Source organism: Vibrio sp. QJM3NY_27 (assembly GCF_057785955.1).
Map to the genome: position 1 here is coordinate 49767 of NZ_CM173511.1, position 17749 is coordinate 67515.

Annotated in this window: 15 protein-coding genes; 5 read left to right on the forward strand and 10 right to left on the reverse strand. The window is 41.5% G+C overall.

The window, feature by feature from the left end:
- The first annotated feature begins 82 nt into the window (after positions 1-82).
- The gene (locus tag AC3CIA_RS00235; RefSeq protein ID WP_488518311.1) at positions 83-1039 is read left to right on the forward strand and encodes an SPOR domain-containing protein; all 957 of its coding nucleotides are present in this window, start codon (positions 83-85) and stop codon (positions 1037-1039) included.
- Positions 1040-1237: 198 nt separating this feature from the next.
- On the forward strand, positions 1238-2479 hold the full coding sequence (locus AC3CIA_RS00240; RefSeq protein ID WP_488518312.1) for an NADH:ubiquinone reductase (Na(+)-transporting) subunit B: 1242 nt from the start codon (positions 1238-1240) through the stop codon (positions 2477-2479).
- 92 nt (positions 2480-2571) lie between these two features.
- Here the strand turns inward: AC3CIA_RS00240 and AC3CIA_RS00245 are convergent, their stop codons facing one another.
- The 4 genes from AC3CIA_RS00245 to AC3CIA_RS00260 form a co-directional block, all read right to left on the reverse strand.
- Positions 2572-2823 carry a DUF6482 family protein gene (locus AC3CIA_RS00245; protein WP_108195543.1) on the reverse strand — a complete coding sequence of 84 codons (252 nt, stop codon included), beginning with the start codon at positions 2821-2823 and terminating at the stop codon, positions 2572-2574.
- Between the two features lie 292 nt (positions 2824-3115).
- A complete protein-coding gene (locus AC3CIA_RS00250) occupies positions 3116-3802 on the reverse strand; it encodes a primase 1D-like protein (RefSeq protein ID WP_371712985.1) in 687 nt (228 codons plus the stop codon).
- Positions 3792-5321, reverse strand: coding sequence for a dGTPase (dgt, locus tag AC3CIA_RS00255; protein WP_488518313.1), 1530 nt, complete (start codon positions 5319-5321; stop codon positions 3792-3794). Before dgt ends, AC3CIA_RS00250 begins: the two co-directional genes overlap by 11 nt.
- A gap of 2 nt (positions 5322-5323) precedes the next feature.
- Positions 5324-5641, reverse strand: coding sequence for a helix-turn-helix domain-containing protein (locus AC3CIA_RS00260; protein WP_371712987.1), 318 nt, complete (start codon positions 5639-5641; stop codon positions 5324-5326).
- A 103-nt stretch (positions 5642-5744) separates the two neighbouring features.
- Between AC3CIA_RS00260 and AC3CIA_RS00265 the strand changes: the two genes are divergently transcribed.
- The 3 genes from AC3CIA_RS00265 to AC3CIA_RS00275 all read left to right on the forward strand — a co-directional run bounded on the left by AC3CIA_RS00265 (position 5745) and on the right by AC3CIA_RS00275 (position 9790).
- On the forward strand, positions 5745-6275 hold the full coding sequence (locus AC3CIA_RS00265; RefSeq protein WP_371712988.1) for a hypothetical protein: 531 nt from the start codon (positions 5745-5747) through the stop codon (positions 6273-6275).
- Positions 6276-6521: 246 nt separating this feature from the next.
- Positions 6522-7595, forward strand: a complete 1074-nt coding sequence (locus AC3CIA_RS00270) for an AAA family ATPase (RefSeq protein WP_371712989.1) — start codon at positions 6522-6524, stop codon at positions 7593-7595.
- Between the two features lie 5 nt (positions 7596-7600).
- Complete coding sequence (locus AC3CIA_RS00275; RefSeq protein ID WP_488518314.1) at positions 7601-9790, forward strand: S8 family peptidase; 2190 nt, start codon at positions 7601-7603, stop codon at positions 9788-9790.
- 27 nt (positions 9791-9817) lie between these two features.
- Here the strand turns inward: AC3CIA_RS00275 and AC3CIA_RS00280 are convergent, their stop codons facing one another.
- The 6 genes from AC3CIA_RS00280 to AC3CIA_RS00305 all read right to left on the reverse strand — a co-directional run bounded on the left by AC3CIA_RS00280 (position 9818) and on the right by AC3CIA_RS00305 (position 17709).
- Positions 9818-10255, reverse strand: coding sequence for a hypothetical protein (locus AC3CIA_RS00280; RefSeq protein WP_488518315.1), 438 nt, complete (start codon positions 10253-10255; stop codon positions 9818-9820).
- Positions 10227-12341: an integrase gene (locus AC3CIA_RS00285; protein WP_488518316.1), complete on the reverse strand. Its 2115-nt coding sequence runs from the start codon at positions 12339-12341 to the stop codon at positions 10227-10229. The genes AC3CIA_RS00280 and AC3CIA_RS00285 overlap by 29 nt, the downstream gene beginning before the upstream one ends.
- An 11-nt stretch (positions 12342-12352) precedes the next feature.
- A complete protein-coding gene (locus AC3CIA_RS00290) occupies positions 12353-14041 on the reverse strand; it encodes a hypothetical protein (protein WP_488518317.1) in 1689 nt (562 codons plus the stop codon).
- Positions 14038-15240, reverse strand: a complete 1203-nt coding sequence (locus AC3CIA_RS00295) for a tyrosine-type recombinase/integrase (RefSeq protein ID WP_488518318.1) — start codon at positions 15238-15240, stop codon at positions 14038-14040. Before AC3CIA_RS00295 ends, AC3CIA_RS00290 begins: the two co-directional genes overlap by 4 nt.
- 88 nt (positions 15241-15328) lie before the next feature.
- Entirely contained in the window at positions 15329-16681 is a 1353-nt protein-coding gene (gene gorA / locus AC3CIA_RS00300; RefSeq protein WP_488518319.1) for a glutathione-disulfide reductase, read from the reverse strand.
- A 188-nt stretch (positions 16682-16869) separates the two neighbouring features.
- A complete protein-coding gene (locus AC3CIA_RS00305; protein WP_102465825.1) occupies positions 16870-17709 on the reverse strand; it encodes a 23S rRNA (adenine(2030)-N(6))-methyltransferase RlmJ in 840 nt (279 codons plus the stop codon).
- Positions 17710-17749: the final 40 nt, after the last annotated feature.

Sequence of the window (17749 nt, forward strand, 5' to 3'; positions counted from 1 at the left end):
GTCAATAATACTTAAAATGGAATTCATGTTTTATCGACATTGATTCGGTAATAATTAACCCGTAAGGGTTTAAGTGGTGGTTATGAAATTGACAATGAATGCTGTATGTCGTGCTGTGATGAGAAATTATCGTATGGGGCTTATCGCTGCATCCCTTTTGGTCTCGAGCCAAGTGAGTGCAGAGTCGGTTCTATGTGATGCAACTCAGGCAAGCACTAACCAATTACCACAGCTAGAGCAATCATGTCCGATCGGCAAGGGTGTTTGGGGGAGTAAGGCGCCTAAACGTCATTCTGATAACGAGCTGTTTTGGGTTCAATGTGGCCTGCTGAATAAGCCTTTGTCACTGAACCGAGCAAAGCCCCTATATGAGAAGATCTCAACTAACGTTTGGATGAAGCCTGAAGGCGGAGACTATCGTTGCTTAATCGGACCTTATTCTACCTTCTCTGATGCGAGAAAAGACTTAGCTCAGGTGCGCAAGGTTCCCGGCTATGGTGAAGCCTTTATTCGCATGGTCGATAAGTCGAAAACCTCATCACAGCCTATCGTTGCAAAAGCGGCAGAGCCAAAAATGGTTAAGCCTAAGGCTCCTGTAAAACCAAAACCTGCTCCGAAACCTGTGGCAGCTAAGCAAGCGGCAGCGGTAACGAGTGCTGCAGCTATTCAGGCGCTACCAAGCGGTAACGCGAATTCAGATAACGATTTGGAAATCGAAATTCGTGTGACAGCCAATGTTGCGGGTAGCCAATATGCGATTCCTTACCTTCTAGACCATCAACAACAGTTCTATATGGAGCAAGGTAAGCCTTGGAGCCGCCTAGATTTCGATAGCGCTGAATTGGTGTGTAGTCAGGTCAACATGAAGCTGATGAGTGAAAAGCAGTGGCAGAGCATCTTGAGCTCAAAGGTTATGGAAAAACAGAACTGGCCAATGCATTTACCTTATTGGGGCGCAGATAAGAAAGGTCTGTTTACCAATGGTAACGTAAATCAATTGAAAGGTTCTTCACTGCTTAATGTGATGTGTGTGAAGTAGCGAAGACCCGTTGTAATACCAAATAAGCCTCAGCCATTGCTGGGGCTTTGTTGTTTATACACCTTCCTTTTTCAACATCGGTTCGACTTCTGGGCACTCTTTCTTTATACGAATTTGACTAAAAATCGCTAGAAACTGTTCAAATAGAGCAATTGATGCGTAGAAAACCATAACTCAAGCAATAAGGTGATTGAGATTATGAGTTTAAAAAAACGATTAGAAGACGTGGCTCCACGCTTTGAAGCTGGAGGGAAGTACGAAAAGCTTTACCCTGTGTATGAGGCTTTTGCGACCATATTTTATACGCCCGGCAACGTAAACCAAGGCTTGACCCATGTTCGAGACAGCATCGATCTCAAGCGTATTATGATTCTAGTGTGGTTAGCGACCTTCCCAGCCATGTTCTGGGGAATGTACAACGTCGGGCATCAGAGTGTTTCGGCGCTAACATCCAGTTATCAATTGAATGAACTTACCTCTGTTATTGAAAGCAGCTGGCGCTTGTCATGGGCATTTGGTGATGCACAGTCATTGATAGCAAGTGGCTGGGCAAGTCAGATGTTGCTTGGTGCACTCTATTTTCTACCTGTTTATGCCACAGTGTTTGTTGTGGGTGGCTTCTGGGAGGTCTTGTTTGCAGTCGTTCGCAAGCACGAAGTTAATGAAGGCTTCTTTGTCAGCTCGGTGCTGTTTGCACTAATCCTCCCGCCAACCATTCCGCTCTGGCAAGCCGCATTAGGTATCACTTTTGGTATCGTTGTCGCCAAAGAGCTGTTCGGTGGTACAGGACGAAATTTCCTTAATCCTGCGTTAGCTGGACGGGCTTTCCTCTACTTCGCTTATCCAGCCAACATGTCGGGTGGACTTGTGTGGGTTGCCGCTGACGGCTATTCAGGCGCGACACCACTGAGTCAATGGTATGAGGGTGGTAGTACTTCGCTTATCAATAATATGACTGGCGAGGCGATCACCTGGATGGATGCGTTTATCGGTAATATACCGGGCTCGATGGGTGAGGTGTCGTCACTGCTTATCATGTTGACGGGTCTGATTCTGATTGCCATGAAGATAGCCTCTTGGCGCATTGTTGCGGGTGTGATTATTGGCCTTGTGGCGACCTCTAGTTTGATGAATTGGATCGGATCCGAAACCAACTCGATGTTTTCTATGCCGTTCTACTGGCACTTTGTGTTGGGTGGCGTTGCCTTTGGTACTTTCTTTATGGCGACCGACCCAGTTTCTGCCGCTTTTACCAATCAGAGTAAATGGGCTTACGGGATTCTTATCGGTGTGATGACGGTTGGTATTCGCGTGCTCAACCCTGCTTATCCAGAGGGCATCATGCTGGCTATCTTGTTCGCCAACCTCTTCGCCCCACTGTTCGATTTTATTGTGAAAGAGCAAAACATCAAACGCAGACAGAAGCGGACATTGCGTTGATTTAAATGAATAAGAGGGAAAGTGATTCCCATAAGAAAGGCTTACATTGATGTAAGCCTTTTAATTTTTATCGCGATTGATTTGAAGTTGATTTAACTCCACTTCAAATCAATCTCGAACGGTTGGGTGTGGCCACAATGCTCACCACACATCTCGTCGTAGGCACTGTTGTGAACCAGCATTGCCGACGCCACGTCTTGGTCGCTAAAGTGGTCGCGTGCTTGGTTAACACTCAAAAACTTCATTGGGTGCTGGTGGTCGTCTTTAATTAATTGCTTTTGCTCGCCAACGATTTGGTAAGCCAAGTAGATCCCGCCTTCAAATGATTCAATTAGTAGATTCATCACAAACTCCATTGCTGTTCTAGATAGGTCAGTACCTGTGTTACGTGGAGTTGGGAAGTAAGGTTCAAGAGGGGGCATAAAAAAAGCAGGCACAAGGCCTGCTTTTTAAGAGTTATCAACAAAAGGCGTTGATTATCTCATCGTTCCACGATACCGTTTATATTCTGTTCTGGAAATTATCTGGAAACCCTTTAATGATCTATGTGATAGGCATTTTCCAGAAATACGTGAATTATTTTTTTTTCTGAAGAAAATAGAAGTCTGGAAAACTGATTTTCCAGACTTATTTCTACTAAAAGGTAGGGCCTATAGGCTTTGGCGGAGGGGTGATCATAGAGTTGATATCCGTTTCCTGTATTTGGAAGCTATCGGCATTGACGAAACCACAATGAACTGGAAAGCGTTTGTAGTGAGAGGTGTTCTTACTCCATCTTAACGCTGAGTAGCCTCCCATAATCCGGTGACCAACCCATCTTTCATCTATGAGTTTGTAGCCACTTGGCTTGTTTAATAGTAAAAGGCTTCCCATGAATTGAAGCCATTGTTCATTTGTCAGAAGGCGATTTCCATAACCATGAAATGAGCGGCCACTTTCGTATAGGCTAAACCCCATATTCCAATATCGACATAGCTCTTTGATTGCTTCTGAAGCAGATGGCGTAGAGCCTTTTGAGCCAAAATCTATCATTGGAATGTGGTAGTGCTCATTGTTCACTATTACTTTTGAATGCACAGCGAGTTCAGTCTCTGGTTCTAAAGACATCAGCATTTCAAGAAGCGATCTTTCATTGATTTGAGCTACTGGCACTCTATATGTCGATCTATAGTCATTAAACGACTGAGGGACATACTGATACCTACTCATTTCCAACTGAGCATTGCTATTAATCCAAGGAGCTAATACTTGTGATACCCAAGCTACAGGGTGACGATTAAGCTTCATTCCGTGGAAGTTGCTACCTGCATGATTATTTAACATTAATCCCCTTCAACATATGGAAAAACTCCATTGAAAACTGGTCTGTCATTCCTGAGACAAAATCAATGATTAGGTGGGTTCGTAAATTCCACTCTTTCACTTTATCAAACTGAGCCAAATGCTCAACTAGAGAGTCGTTAAGAGTTGTATCATCACCAAGATTTTTCAGAATATTTGGTAATGAGTTCTGAAAAATAGCCGCTTTGTATGCGTTTAGGTGTTTTTCTGGGAGTCGATTAAAGAGCCTTCTATGGATGTGGAGGTCATTTTCTTTAATTGCATCGAAGTCATTTATAATTAATGACTTAAATTGCGCTAAGGGAAGCTCCAGTAGCTTTTGGTAGTCAGAAATAATTCCCGAAATTATGGAGTACCCAGATAGCTCCATGCGCTCGGCTTCCGAAGATGTAAACAGGTAGTCACCAGTATAAACCTTTAATATTTTTAACAGGTCATATGCTAGTGTGCCTTTAGATATGATTTCTTTGTGTACGTCCATATTGATTAGATCGTTATATTGATCAACAAAATTTTGGGCAACACTATCTACTAAGTAGTTTGACAGCTTTGTTTTGAAACTTAAAAACTGTCCAACAGGAGCCTGTTTATCGGATCTCAGAATGTTGCTCAAGTCTGAACATATCTTAGGTTCATCGTGTTTTAAGCTGACCTTCTCTAGCCCTTGGATTACATTGGTTTTGAAATGGTCTATGGAAATAATACTTTTTTCTATCCCATCTTCAATATCACTAATACAGTATGAAATATCATCAGAAGCCTCCATTAAGAAGCCTAGAGGGTGCCTTGTATTAGGTGTCATGCCAAGAGTAGACCAAGCACTTTTTATTACATCAATTTCAGTGTCGAAGTACCCCACTTTTTTAGTGAAAGGTTTCTCTTTATGCTCGTTAACCGTTGCAGGGCTATATGTGTATTTTAAGAATGCTGCAAGTTGAGCGTAAGTTAGGTTTAAACCATAAAAGCCATCATCACCTTGAAGTTTAGTGATGATCCTGAATCCCTGTGGATTTCCATCAAAAAACTTAAAATCATTGAGGGCTCTTTGATTCTCTTGAGATGTTGTGCCTAAAGAAGCAGATAACGTATCAACAGCCTCTTTAGAACCTGCCCATTTTGAGATTGCGGCTTCGCCAAAGTGTCCAAACGGTGGGTTACCAATGTCGTGCATTAAACATGCGGTTTCTACAATGTTAGATAGAGCTATACCATTATCTTTCCAATAATCTTTCTGTTCTTGGTCAATGTTACTAGCACCTGCAATTTTTTCTGAGATACAGGCAACGATGTAACGGCCTATATGAGAAACCTCGAGGGAGTGAGTTAAGCGTGAACGTACCGCGGAGTTACTTTCTAACGAGAAAACTTGGGCTTTTTGCTGCAGTCTTCGAAATGATGCTGAGTACATTAGTCGTGCACGATCACTTTGAGTAGCTGCTAGGAGAGTTCCGTGCTCAGCGGTGGACTCACGATGTCTTTCAGTATTTACAATATTTTTCACGCTCATTCTCTTAGGTAATTATTTTTGATGTGGTTTGTGAGATCTTCTTTTTGTTGTTTCGTTAGTTGAGCTATGTAAGTTGTTAGCTTTGCTGAATCATCATCCTCACAAAAAAAATAACTTAATGGCACACCAAGCTCATCCGCAATCAACTTTAGCGTTTGAACATCTGGAGTATGTTTCCCTTTTTCGTACTGGTTCATTCTCGGACTTGCAGAGCTCTCATCCATACCGATTCTCACTCCCAAGGCTTTCTGGGAGATTTTTGCTTTTTTCCGCGCTTCTTTGAGACGCAATGGGATTGGGTTTTGGAATGACACTTATGGCTCATATCTTAAAGCTCAACTTAACTAAGATTTTCTTAGTTTTACTGATTTCTGTATACTAAGCAATCCTTAGTATTTTGGTTGGTATAAGTAGTACATGAAACGTTCTATAAAAATCAGTGCAGTAATGCACAACTTGTTGATTGAAAAAAGAATGGATGGTTTTTCTGTAATAGAAGCTAGGGACGCTTCATTAAACATTGCAGATGGCATAAAAAATCTTGATGAGGCTAGGAAGAAGGTTTATCGCCAAATATGGCAATATCAACAAAGGGGGTGGCTTCGAACTGAAGGTGAAGGAAGAAACAAAAGGTACTTTCAAACCGAACAATTTAAATATCTTGAAGTGTTGCCCCGAAGAAAAGCTAAACGCGAATCTTCGATAACAGAGGTTACATCGGATTACTCAGTGCTATTTCGAGAGAGCAACGAATACAAAGGTGAATTGGAGATCGTGCTTGGCGAAATTAATGAATACCAATCATTAAGATGCCGCTTTCCTGAACTTGAGAGCCGATTATCCCCATTGCTACAGCAAGCAAAAGAACGTTCAGCACACTTGCTTGGAAAGATGAATGGATTAACGAATGTTCTTAAAACCCTCTCTGAGGACGGTCAACTATGTTAAGGCTTTGGTAGGTTGAATTTTTTGGAAAAAGCGTTGTAAAAGTCTAGGAAAAACCGACAGTTCTTCTTTTTTATCAAGAGGTGAGGCATCTCGACCTTTAGGGTGCTACCTGCTTAATTGAATTACCACTTGCCTATTTTTCTTGGTAATTACCCCGTTTTTATTGGTTATTCTTTCATCTTGAGTGGTAAGTTTTTGGGTTTTGATTTACCATTGTGGAAATGAAATATAAAAGCGTAGGCCAAAATGGAAGATAAGTTCATATTAAATTTGGTAGATGTCGCCCTTAAGGGAGATAAATCCACAGCGCAAATGATTGTTAGGAAGCTGGCTTCAAAGGTTCGCTTAGAAAACGCTTCTCTCTATGAGCAAATAACCCAGAGGTTGGCTTCTGATACTTTGCGTAGCAAAAACATTCGGCGTATGCCTTCACCGGTAGATTCAGATAGTAGGCAGAGTCTAATCAAGGTGGAAGAACCCGCGTCATTATCAAGATCTCCTATATATTCTGATAGTGTTTCTGATGTGTTTGAGCAGGTATTGCTGGAAAGAAAGTATGTAGATGCCCTGTTATCTGAAGGATTACAGCCAACCAAGTCTCTGATATTTCAGGGCCCCCCTGGTGTGGGTAAAACTATGTCTGCGAGATGGCTAGCAAACCAACTCGGCCTCCCATTGTTGATCTTGGATTTAGCTACTGTAATGAGTAGTTTTTTAGGAAAGACCGGAAGTAATGTTAGGGCTGTATTGGAGCACGCAATGTCTTTTCCATGTGTGTTGTTGCTTGATGAGTTTGACGCCATAGCTAAGCGTCGAGATGATGACCGTGAGTTGGGTGAATTAAAAAGACTTGTAACAGTACTACTTCAAACTATTGATGAATGGCCTTCAACGTCTTTACTTATTGCTGCTACTAATCATGGTGAATTGTTAGATCCAGCAATATGGAGGCGGTTTGATATGGAAATATTGTTTACAATGCCTTCTAAAGATATGATTGGTGATTACTTAATAGAGTACTGGCCTGATATTGCAGATAAAAAGCAGGAATATGTCGATAAATTTGAAGGAATGTCTTTTAGTAATATAGACAGGGAATTAACTCAGGAAAAAAGGGCAAGTGTGATTTCTGCTCTGACACTGAGGAATTTGGCAGGGGAAGAAAATATAGCTTATTACGAAGAACTGAATATTGAAGAGAAGAAGTCAATGGCTGTAAAGCTTCACAATCAGGGGTTTTCTCAAAGAGCTATCGCAAACAAGCTCGGCATAAGCAGACCAACAGTTAAGAAGTCGATTGAAGACTCAGAGGAAGGGTAAAAACAATGAAGAACTTTATTATTGGCTATGGTGAATCTCTTACTAACTCAGTAGAAGTAAGATCTGGTGGAGGTGATAAAAAACACCCATATTCTTTCTCTGAAGCAAGAGATAGGTTAGCTAAAGACCTGTCCAGCGTAATCGAAGATATTGATTCAAAGCCTGATGTACAGTGTGCAAATGGTGAGGTAGTAATAAAGTTCGTTCAGCACCCTTCTTATTTAGCTAAGTCTTACTATCCGACAAAGTTATTTAACCGATATGATATCAAGGATGTAGGTTCAAAATCATTACGTATAAAACCTAAAAAATGGGCAGTTAAAAAACATCCAGAAGAGGGGCTTACATCGTGTATTTTTGTATCAGGAAGCAAGTCGAAATTTGAAGCAATGTTACATAGCATTCAGCATGATAACTTACCTGAGTCTACGAGGGATATTATTAGATCTATCGAAAACGTAAGCTCAGTAGCTCCTGATGAAAAGATTAAACATATAGACAGTCAGAGTGAAGAGTTAAAACTAGAGGTTGTTCTGCATGCGTCGGTACACGATCAAGTTGTTAGAAACTCGTTTAATGACTATTTAGTTTCTCTTGGTGGCGGTGTTGACTGGAAAAGATCCAAAACGGTGGGAGGTCTGACTTTTTTACCTGTCACTATTGATAACGGCACAGAGCATGACTTGGCGCAATTTTCTCATCTAAGGGCTCTTCGGAGTATGCCGCAACTAAGGCTCAACCATCCCGACGTCATGCGAGAGTCTCTTAAAGAGGCTTTTGAGTTACCTCAATTTAAAGTGTTAAGTAATGATTTCAAGGTTTGTATTTTTGATGGCGGTATAGGCTCTGAGCATATCCTTCACGATTGGATAACTGAATATATTCCCTCAGATGTAACGCATGGGCACCCTAGTTTGCTATCTCATGGTAGTGAGGTATGTTCTACATATCTGTTTGGGCCTTACGCTGATGGTAGTCTATCAATGGGAGAACCGTATTCCAAAGTGGATATTGTGCGCGTGTTATCTGCCACAGATACAGACCCTGACTTGTTTGACGTACTGACTAGAATTGAAGATGTCTTAAAGAGAAAAGATTATAAGTACATAAATTTAAGTTTAGGGCCAAGACTGGCTATAGATGATGATGATGTACATGTATGGACTTCTGTTATTGATAGACTTTTACAAGATGGTCATTGCTTTGCCACTGTTGCTATTGGTAACGATGGTGACCTAGATGGTGAATTTGCTAGGATACAACCACCGAGTGACATGGTTAATTGTTTTGCTGTAGGAGCGAGTGACTCTAGAGGTGATGATTGGGAAAGAGCTTCATACAGCTGTATTGGGCCTGGTAGAAGCCCTGGAGTTGTAAAGCCGGATGGAGTGATTTTTGGTGGTTCAGATAAAGAGCTTTTTAAAGTTTACTCACCACTGACTCATTCTATTGTGGGCACGCTTGGTACAAGCTATTCGGCACCTTATGCATTGAGGGTTGCGGCTGGAATTGATTCTATAACGGATTTTGATTTAAACGCATCAACAGTAAAAGCTCTAATGGTGCATCACGCTAATCGTGACGAAAAAGAGCAAAATGATGTTGGGTGGGGGTTGTTGCCAAGTTCTCCTGAGTCTGTAGTGGAGTGTTTGGATGATGAAGCGATAATTGTATACCAAGGTGAGCTAAACAAGTCAGAGCATTTGAGAATCCCAATCCCAATTCCCGAGGGGATTGATTGTACTTGGGTTCACTTAAAAGCGACATTTTGCTTTAATGCAATTACAGATCCCGAGCATCCTTTACACTATACGAGAAGTGGCTTAGATATTGTGTTTCGGAGTAATGAAGGTAAGAAAAAAAATGATGAAGCAGATCATGCTGATTCAAAAACGTTCTTTTCTGTGGGGAATTTATATGAAACAGAAGATGAATTAAGGGAAGATGCGCACAAATGGGAAACGTGCATCTCTAGATCTCAACGATTTAAAAAAGACACTCTTCTAAATCCTGTGTTTGATGTTAAGTATCATGCTAGAGAGCAAGGCGGAGATAGCCAAACGGAACTGGAACCACTGAACTATTCCCTTGTTGTCTCTATTAGGGCGCAGGGTGATAACAATACTTATAACTTGGTGCTGCAACAAAACCAGACTTTACAAGCAGTGAAAGTTGCGAACCGAGTTCGAGTGTAGCGCTTAAGTATCGTCAAACCTGAACTATTATTTACACTTTTCAGGAGAGGGAATCGCTGAGACTTCCGAATCGAGTTCGGAAATTTTGTATTGATACTGCTGAATCATTAAGGCCAGTTGGTTATGCTGACTGGCCATTTCACTTAATTGTTGTTTATAGTCTTCAGCTTGCTTGTAATATTTTTCTTTCAAGCGCTTTTCATTCGCTAAACGCTCTCTCAGGTTTGCGATTTTTTCTTCGTAGAGGTTTTGCTTTCTCGTTTTTGGTGAGCTCTTAATCGCTGTCTCTTTTATCGTTGAGACTATGTCTTTGTAGTAATATGCGGACCCATCACCTAACCCTGCTTCTTCTTCTACGGCTTTGACTGAAATCTTTCTATTTGGATCTATACGTTCGGTTTGCCCACTTAGAATACGCTTTAGCGCATTTTCAAGCTCAACCCTCGTAATTTGGGACTTGATCATACTGGTCGCTTCCTATGTCGAATTTTTCGAATGGAATTTTAAATCGGTGCAGTACTTTTTCTGCCGCTCTAATCTGCGTTATGAAATGAGAATACATCGAACTTGTTAATGTGCCGATAGCATCCATATCTTTAACTTGTTGAGAGACCCAGGCATGACGCTTTTGCCAACTTTCAACTTGCTCTTGGCCGATGAGTTGGTTTTCACAACTCATGCAGTTTGCAGGTGAACTTATCTTATGCATCTGGCACTCATATCCTGCCATGCAATATGAGTGTAGTGTACCAACGAGATTTAGACGACCAGCTTTAACGTGCTCATTTATCGCATCCCAAGATTTATACTTTTGGGGAAGGGTCAGCCGATTCTTATTGATAGACCCTGCCATATGCCCCATAAGGTTGTTCGACTCCTTTCCTTCGTACCATTCATGGATTTTTTGTGTTGTAGATTCTTGAATAACATCGTTCAAGAAAGACTGTAATTCTGTGTCTATTTGTAGGGCTTTAATTTTACTTGCGAGCCCGCCTTCGCCATACCATTCTGTTGTAGGTAAGTCTAAATGTTTAAACTGCTGTTTAATTGCGATATCGCTGCAAAGATTGTGGCGTTTTGAAAATACAGCAAAAGTGCGACGAAGTTGATGGGTCGTTAATGGCCATACACAACCTTCAGCAATCCTTTCGTCAGCATGATTCGGTTCTCTATTTGGATTTATAACTTCAAATTCTATCAAGTCTTGAGCTGTAATAATTGCGCCAGCATCCTTACATAACCTGTTGAAATGTGTACGCATACTTCCGTCTTGACGAATAATTGGTTTTTGAGATTTTCTACCTTGCCCTAACCACAAACAACTTGAATCATAGTTGCTCATGGGGTCATCATCTTCTAATAACTGAATTCTCATATATCTAGAAATGGCTTCTGCAAGTTCGATTGCTTTTCGTGCTAAAGGAGTTGTTACCCACTCGGCGCGCTTCCCTGAACCTTGACTAAACTTATGCTGCTCAGATTGAAGAACAGTATAAGTACGCCCATATACTTCTTTTTCTTTATAACTGTTTGAATGAAGGCAGAATAACTCTGAGCGACGCATCCCCGTTAGTGCACCGCATACAATGTAGCAAGCCGTTTGTAACTCTATTACTTTCCCTTGAACTTTTACTGCGTGTCTTGGTAACAACATAGCTAGTTCAGAGTGCTCTAGGTGAGCTTGAAAAATACTACTATAACTAAAAGGCTGATGTTTATTGACCTCTACTCGATAGTCTGGAGAGGTTTCGTCTATCCAGTGCCAAGTGCCGGCTTTAATTTTATCATCAACCCTTCTCTTACCTTCTTCGTAGTTTTGTCTCATATCATGTAGCAACTCGTGTAATGCTTCTTTGTGCGGATAGTACTTTTCGACTAACCCAAAGCAATGGCTATATATCTTTTCCATTAGGCGAGTGGGAATTGCGTAGAACTGATTCTTACTGTCTTGTCTAGTTTTTCCAGTGGTCTCTTTAGAAAAAATAGTTTGTGTGTACCCATCTGGAAGAACTAGGTTGATGGGTAAATATCTTGCTATTTTTCCGGCATGCATAATTGCATTAAATAAGCCTTCTACTTGAGCGACACTGTAATTCTGGCTTCGAACGAATATGCAAAACTGGCTAAAAACCAAATTAGAAGTAAGGCTCCCTATAGAAGTATAACCTTCGCTATCTAGAAACTTATATACAATGCATAGCTTTGAATAACGAGCAATGAGAGTTGATGGCTTTATTACAGCCCCTTTTCTATGGTGACCTGCGACGTACAACCATGAGAAACAAATTAGCTTCATTTCTCTAGCTAAACTGTCATCTTCGATTTTGGAAAATACGATAGTTTTTTTATAGGTGACTCTTGCGTCAAGATAAGCTTGAAAATTCCATTCCTCATCTCCCATGTAACTTTTTGCAGAGCCATCATAATTTTTGGTGACAACAACGCTTTCTAGCTCTCGGTATTTTTTGTCTACATAAAGCTGAATTATTCTTTTGTACTCAGAAATGTTTTCTTGCAGGATATTTTTTGGTAGCTCAAAAAGAGGTGTCATGATGTATTCTCCTAAAAGTCGATATTGATGCCGTCTGGCCAAAGAGGATGACGGCCTTCGTTTTCAAGTTTTTTTTCTGCGAGCCTTTTGACCCTAGGATGAATTGTGAAGATTATGCGATTAATTGATGCGAGGAGGTCGGAGTAATTGTTGGAAAAATGCTGTTCGTCTAAATGATAAACCTTTGAGTCCTTGATTGATTCTCGATAACTTAAAAGGCACCAAATGTCTTCGACACTCTCTATTATCACTTGGTTTTCGCAGTTGAAGCAGTTGTGAATGTCCGAGCACGCTAGGTGATCAACAACAAAGTCTTTTGGATTAAAGTGATTTCTTCTCCGATATTTATCGACATGTGCAGAGAACGCATTCTTACACCCAGTGCCAAGTACGGTTTTTTGACCATTAGACTCAGAGTATTTGTTTAAAAACTCTTCATACGGGAGAACCTCAATACCTAGTTCTTTCTTTGCATGTTCTTTTGCTTGATTAATATCAGAGCACTTTGCTACTCCTTCTATTGTGTATGTCGCTGCCAGAAGCTGTTTTTCATTTTCTACAGTATTGCCCGATGAATAGTGTTTATTAAATGTGCGAGGAGTGTTTCCCAATAAAAGAGATGTCTCTACTGCGTTACCGGTCTTCGCTAAATATCGATAACTACCACTAGCTCGGAATCTCGATGCTGTTGGTCTTAGTGGTTTATTATCATCAGTTATCAGAGAAAATGTTTGCTGCAGCCAATTTGAGAATGTTTGAATATGACCTTGTTGCAATGGTGCTGCTTTTCCTGATTTACCTTGATATAGCAAGTGGGAATCGGTTGATATTGACGTGCTAAGTTTAAGAAGTTGCTCAAAAAAACGTAGAGCTATCTTGGGGACGTGGTAAGTGCCATTGTCACCAATTGAAACTGATACAAACTTATTTGCTCTAGGTTTCAATACACTTTGCTCAAACCAAGCTCCGCCTTCATAAATTTTTTCTTTTGGTTTGGTCATGTTTAGTAGCACGGTTGTGTTTCCCCATGTGTAATACGCCAGTAAGAAATAAGCTGCGCTAAAACATTTTGTTATGGGGGATGTAATATTATGGGTAAACCCTTGGTATATAAAGGTTCCAATACGTTTATTGGTTGTAGCTTGAAGGAATTTTTCTGGGTTATCTAAGATTTGTTTTGATAGCTGGTTAAAAAAACGATAGATGACTTTTATAAGAACACTTAACTCTTGATCGGAATAACTTTCAGTTGGGTTTATTTCAGAACGAAACAAGGTATAAGGCGAGAACCAAGTTGAGCTGGGGTTCCCTAGCCTTTCTAAACATTTTTTTACACATGAAATCTGCTTTCTAGCGGAGTTCACATTCATTTTTTCAATTCTAACTTGTTCTATTAAATGCCTTTCTAAAGACTCAACAGCTTCCTGGCTCTCAGGTCGAAGGTTCTTTGAATCACAATAACGAACAAAGAGAGCAAAGTCTCGAAGGTAGCTTTGCTTGGTAAGATCTGAATATTCATTGGTATCATTAAAAAATCGATACCAACGTAAAACATCATCATCACGATTTGCTGGCCTTGCTGATTCAAAGCTCCTTTTAAAGGCTACACCATGATAAAAAAATCGAGTGAAATCGTATGTAAAATACTGATCAATACCGGTGCGCATTCTTATGGTCAAAATAGGGGGAGAATAGCTCATTTAAGTGACTCCTCTAGAATCTGATCAAGGAGAACCATCGCTGATTGATTAGCTTTCTCTTTGCGAAGGTATTTAAGGTATTTCCATGTTGTTTTGTCATCCTTGTGACCCATCCAAGCCATTACTAGCGCAAGCGCATCACCAACAGCTAGATGCTCTAAAAGAGCATCTAACCGGTAGGTTCCATAAGTTGCTCTCAAGTCATGTGTTCTATGATCGAATGATGTTTGAAACCTGTTCTTAATCTCTTCTCGTAGACGGCGAAAATACTGTTGAATATTATTGCTACATAGAGGCATTCCACGATTATTGAGTAAAAGAGTAGAGTGCTCTTGGTTGGTCTTTTTTGCTCGATTGAATCGACGTTCTGAGACGCTGTAATAGTACATCCTTTGCATCAGTGAAAATGGAACTTCGACCTTTCTGGTTTTCTTGAATTTTGTGTGCACCCCATTGGAGGGGCCGATTTCTACTTCGAATCTCTTTGAGTTGGGGGCTGGTTTTTCTACGGAAGCAATAGAGAACGTGCATGCCTCTTCGACTCTTAACCCTGATTGAATCTGTAATAGTTGATGAATAATGAATTCTTCAGAATAGTTTGTTAAGCAGGTTGCAAATTGAGCAAGTTCTTCTTTTGATAAAGGATTAAGTCTTTGGTTTTCGTTTTTGGCTGGTTTTCTAATTCTTAGATCTGTGGAGCGAACAACAAATTTAGGGTTGTTGTGGCTCATCATCCCTGTGTTTGCGATATGAACTAACTGGTAGTTAAACGGTTTATTATCTTCCGTAAAAGTTATAAAACGTTCGTGAGCCGCCCATTCATAAAACTTAATAACTTGCAGCATATAGAGCGATGCAGTTGAGTATGCGATCTCTCCCTTTTTAGCTGCGTTGAGTAAGTTATCGTTTCTAAACCTGTAAGTAGGCTTTAGGTAATCTGTAGGAGGAAAAGCATTCCAGGCACATCCAGTATCTTCAAGAAATTGCCAGTACCTTTTCATTGCTCTAACGCAGCAAGAAATATCAGATGCGCTTCTGATATTTTGAAGATAATTTAACCAGAGATTTACGGGAAGAATATACTCATTTTCGTTTGAGTAGAAAGTTGGAAAGCCTTTTAGTAAGAAAGACTTTGAGATTTTTGACGTAGGAAATATGCGAGGAACATTGAAATCTTTTGAGTGGATAACCGTAACCATACTAGCCTCGCAGAGTGTTGAACTCTATTGAGGCTAGTATGTTTTCCAGACTTTACAAATCTAAAGAGTAGATTTTCCAGACTACGATCTACATGGTAACGAACTCTTCGCTGCCCGTTGGGTGGATAGCCACAACAGAGTCGAAGTCTGCTTTGGTTGCGCCCATCTTCATTGCAACGCCGAAGCCTTGAAGCATTTCATCAACAGTGAAGCCGATGCCGTGCAGGCCGACTACTGTCTCTTCTTCACCAGCACAGACAAGCTTCATCTTACAAGGTTGACGGTGCTTGGTTACTGCTGTGTACATTGCAGTGAAGCCAGATGTGTAAACCTTGATGTTGTCTTTGCCGTACTTCTCTTCAGCTTCTTGAGTCGTTAGACCGATCGTGCCGATAGGTGGGTGGCTGAATACAACAGTAGGAACGAGCGTGTAGTCCATCTTCGCGTTTGTTTGGCCGTTGAATAGGCGCTCAGAAAGTTGACGACCTGCTTTAACAGCAACAGGTGTTAGCTCGATGCCGCCTTCCATGATGTCGCCAACACAGTAGATGCCAGGAACGTTTGTTGCTTGGAACTCGTCTACTTTGATGTAGCCACGGTCGTTTGTTGCAACGCCCGTTGATGCTAGGTTGATAGCGTCAGTTGCTGGGTGGCGGCCGATAGCCCAAATTAGGTGGTCAACGTTTTGAGTGTTGCCGTTCTCAAGGTGAAGAGTTAGCGTGCCATCTGCTTCTTTCACAACTTCTTTAGGAACAGAGTGCGTGTGAAGTGTTGGGCCTTCCGCTTCCATTACTTCAACCAACGTCTCGATGATCATTGGGTCGAAGCTACGTAGTGGAGACTCTTTACGACAGAACAGGTGTGTTTCTGTGCCAAGCGCACTTAGTACGCCAGCGATTTCTACTGCGATGTAGCCCGCGCCGATAACAGCAACACGTTTAGGTTGCTCCATCAGGTCGAAGAAACCGTTTGAGTCGATGCCGTGCTCTGCGCCAGGGATGTTTGGAATGGTTGGACGACCACCTACCGCGATCAGGATGTGATCTGCAGTGTAGTGTTCACCGTTAACTTCAACGGTTTTTTCATCCACAAACTTAGCAAAGCCTTTGATTACGTTTATTTTATTGTTACCAAGAACGCGATCGTAAGACTGGTGAATACGACCAATGTACGCTTGACGGTTTTCAACCAGTTTGCCCCAGTTGAAGCCTTTTACGTCAACGTCGAAGCCGTAGTCTTTTGAGTATAGGTTGATCGCTTCAGCGACTTGAGCACCGTGCCACATAACCTTTTTAGGAACACAACCAACGTTTACACAAGTACCACCAAGGTCTTGAGCTTCGATAAGTGCAACTTTTGCACCGTGCATTGCTGCGCGGTTAGCTGATGCGATGCCGCCTGAACCGCCGCCGATACAGATGTAATCAAAATGAGTCGCCATTACTTTCTCCATTTATTGAGGGTTGTGGGTACAGTGAGAGCACTGGATACCTACGTCCTATAGATTCTTAAATTATCTAATTATTATATTGAGGGCAGATCGGTTGAACTCAATCTCCCTGTTTAAAATTTATTCGTATACGTCACAATCTGTTGAAGATTCTGCAAACTGTGACGTTAAGTTCGAGATTACTCAGGTACGATCCACTCTACTTTGAAGTGACCGGTCGCCGGCGCAATTGCTTCCTTCAAGAATGGAAGAATTTCGTTCATTTGGCTTTCTAGCTTCCAAGGCGGGTTGATAACAATCATGCCTGATGCTGTCATGCCACGCTCGTTGGTGTCTGGTGATACGCCAAGTTCGATTTGTAGAATTTTGTTGATACCTAAGCTTTCTAGCCCTTCGATCATGTCTTCGATATCACAACGGTTTACCACGGGGTACCAAATTGCGTAGATACCGGTTGCCCAGCGCTTATGGCTTTGAGCAATCGCAGTCACAACATCGCGGTACTCTTTTGCCAGCTCATAAGGTGGGTCGATAAGCACTAAACCACGACGCTCTTTTGGTGGCAGGCTGCCTTTTAAGCGTTGGAAGCCATCTTCTTTGTAGATAGACACCTGACGATCGCGGTGGAACTCTTGCTCAAGCAGCGGGTGGTCTGCAGGGTGAAGCTCAGTCAGTACCATGCGGTCTTGGTCGCGCAGGTGTGCACGTGCAACACGTGGAGAGCCCGGGTAGAAACGCAGCTTTTCGCCATTGTTGAGTGCTGAGATAGACTCAAGGTAGCTTTGAATGTCTTCAGGAAGTTCTGTTTGTGCCCAAACGCGTGCAATACCTTGTTTGTATTCGCCCGTTTTTTCAGACCATTCATGCGTTAAGTCGTAACGACCTACACCAGAGTGAGTGTCATGATAAACAAAAGGCTTATCCTTTTGTTTCAAAGAATTAAGAATAAGGCTCTGTACGATATGCTTTACTACGTCGGCATGGTTACCTGCGTGGAAGCTGTGGCGATAACTTAACAAATTAAACTCTCGTAACACTCTCGAATTAGAGTGTGGTTAG

Excerpts from the sequence above, each read along its gene's own strand:
- AC3CIA_RS00235 (WP_488518311.1), top strand. The coding sequence starts at position 83 with ATGAAATTGACAATGAATGCTGTATGTCGTGCTGTGATGAGAAATTAT.
- AC3CIA_RS00240 (WP_488518312.1), top strand. The coding sequence starts at position 1,238 with ATGAGTTTAAAAAAACGATTAGAAGACGTGGCTCCACGCTTTGAAGCT.
- AC3CIA_RS00245 (WP_108195543.1), bottom strand. The coding sequence starts at position 2,823 with ATGAATCTACTAATTGAATCATTTGAAGGCGGGATCTACTTGGCTTAC.
- AC3CIA_RS00250 (WP_371712985.1), bottom strand. The coding sequence starts at position 3,802 with ATGTTAAATAATCATGCAGGTAGCAACTTCCACGGAATGAAGCTTAAT.
- AC3CIA_RS00265 (WP_371712988.1), top strand. The coding sequence starts at position 5,745 with ATGAAACGTTCTATAAAAATCAGTGCAGTAATGCACAACTTGTTGATT.
- AC3CIA_RS00270 (WP_371712989.1), top strand. The coding sequence starts at position 6,522 with ATGGAAGATAAGTTCATATTAAATTTGGTAGATGTCGCCCTTAAGGGA.
- AC3CIA_RS00275 (WP_488518314.1), top strand. The coding sequence starts at position 7,601 with ATGAAGAACTTTATTATTGGCTATGGTGAATCTCTTACTAACTCAGTA.
- AC3CIA_RS00280 (WP_488518315.1), bottom strand. The coding sequence starts at position 10,255 with ATGATCAAGTCCCAAATTACGAGGGTTGAGCTTGAAAATGCGCTAAAG.
- AC3CIA_RS00285 (WP_488518316.1), bottom strand. The coding sequence starts at position 12,341 with ATGACACCTCTTTTTGAGCTACCAAAAAATATCCTGCAAGAAAACATT.
- AC3CIA_RS00290 (WP_488518317.1), bottom strand. The coding sequence starts at position 14,041 with ATGAGCTATTCTCCCCCTATTTTGACCATAAGAATGCGCACCGGTATT.
- AC3CIA_RS00295 (WP_488518318.1), bottom strand. The coding sequence starts at position 15,240 with ATGGTTACGGTTATCCACTCAAAAGATTTCAATGTTCCTCGCATATTT.
- gorA (WP_488518319.1), bottom strand. The coding sequence starts at position 16,681 with ATGGCGACTCATTTTGATTACATCTGTATCGGCGGCGGTTCAGGCGGC.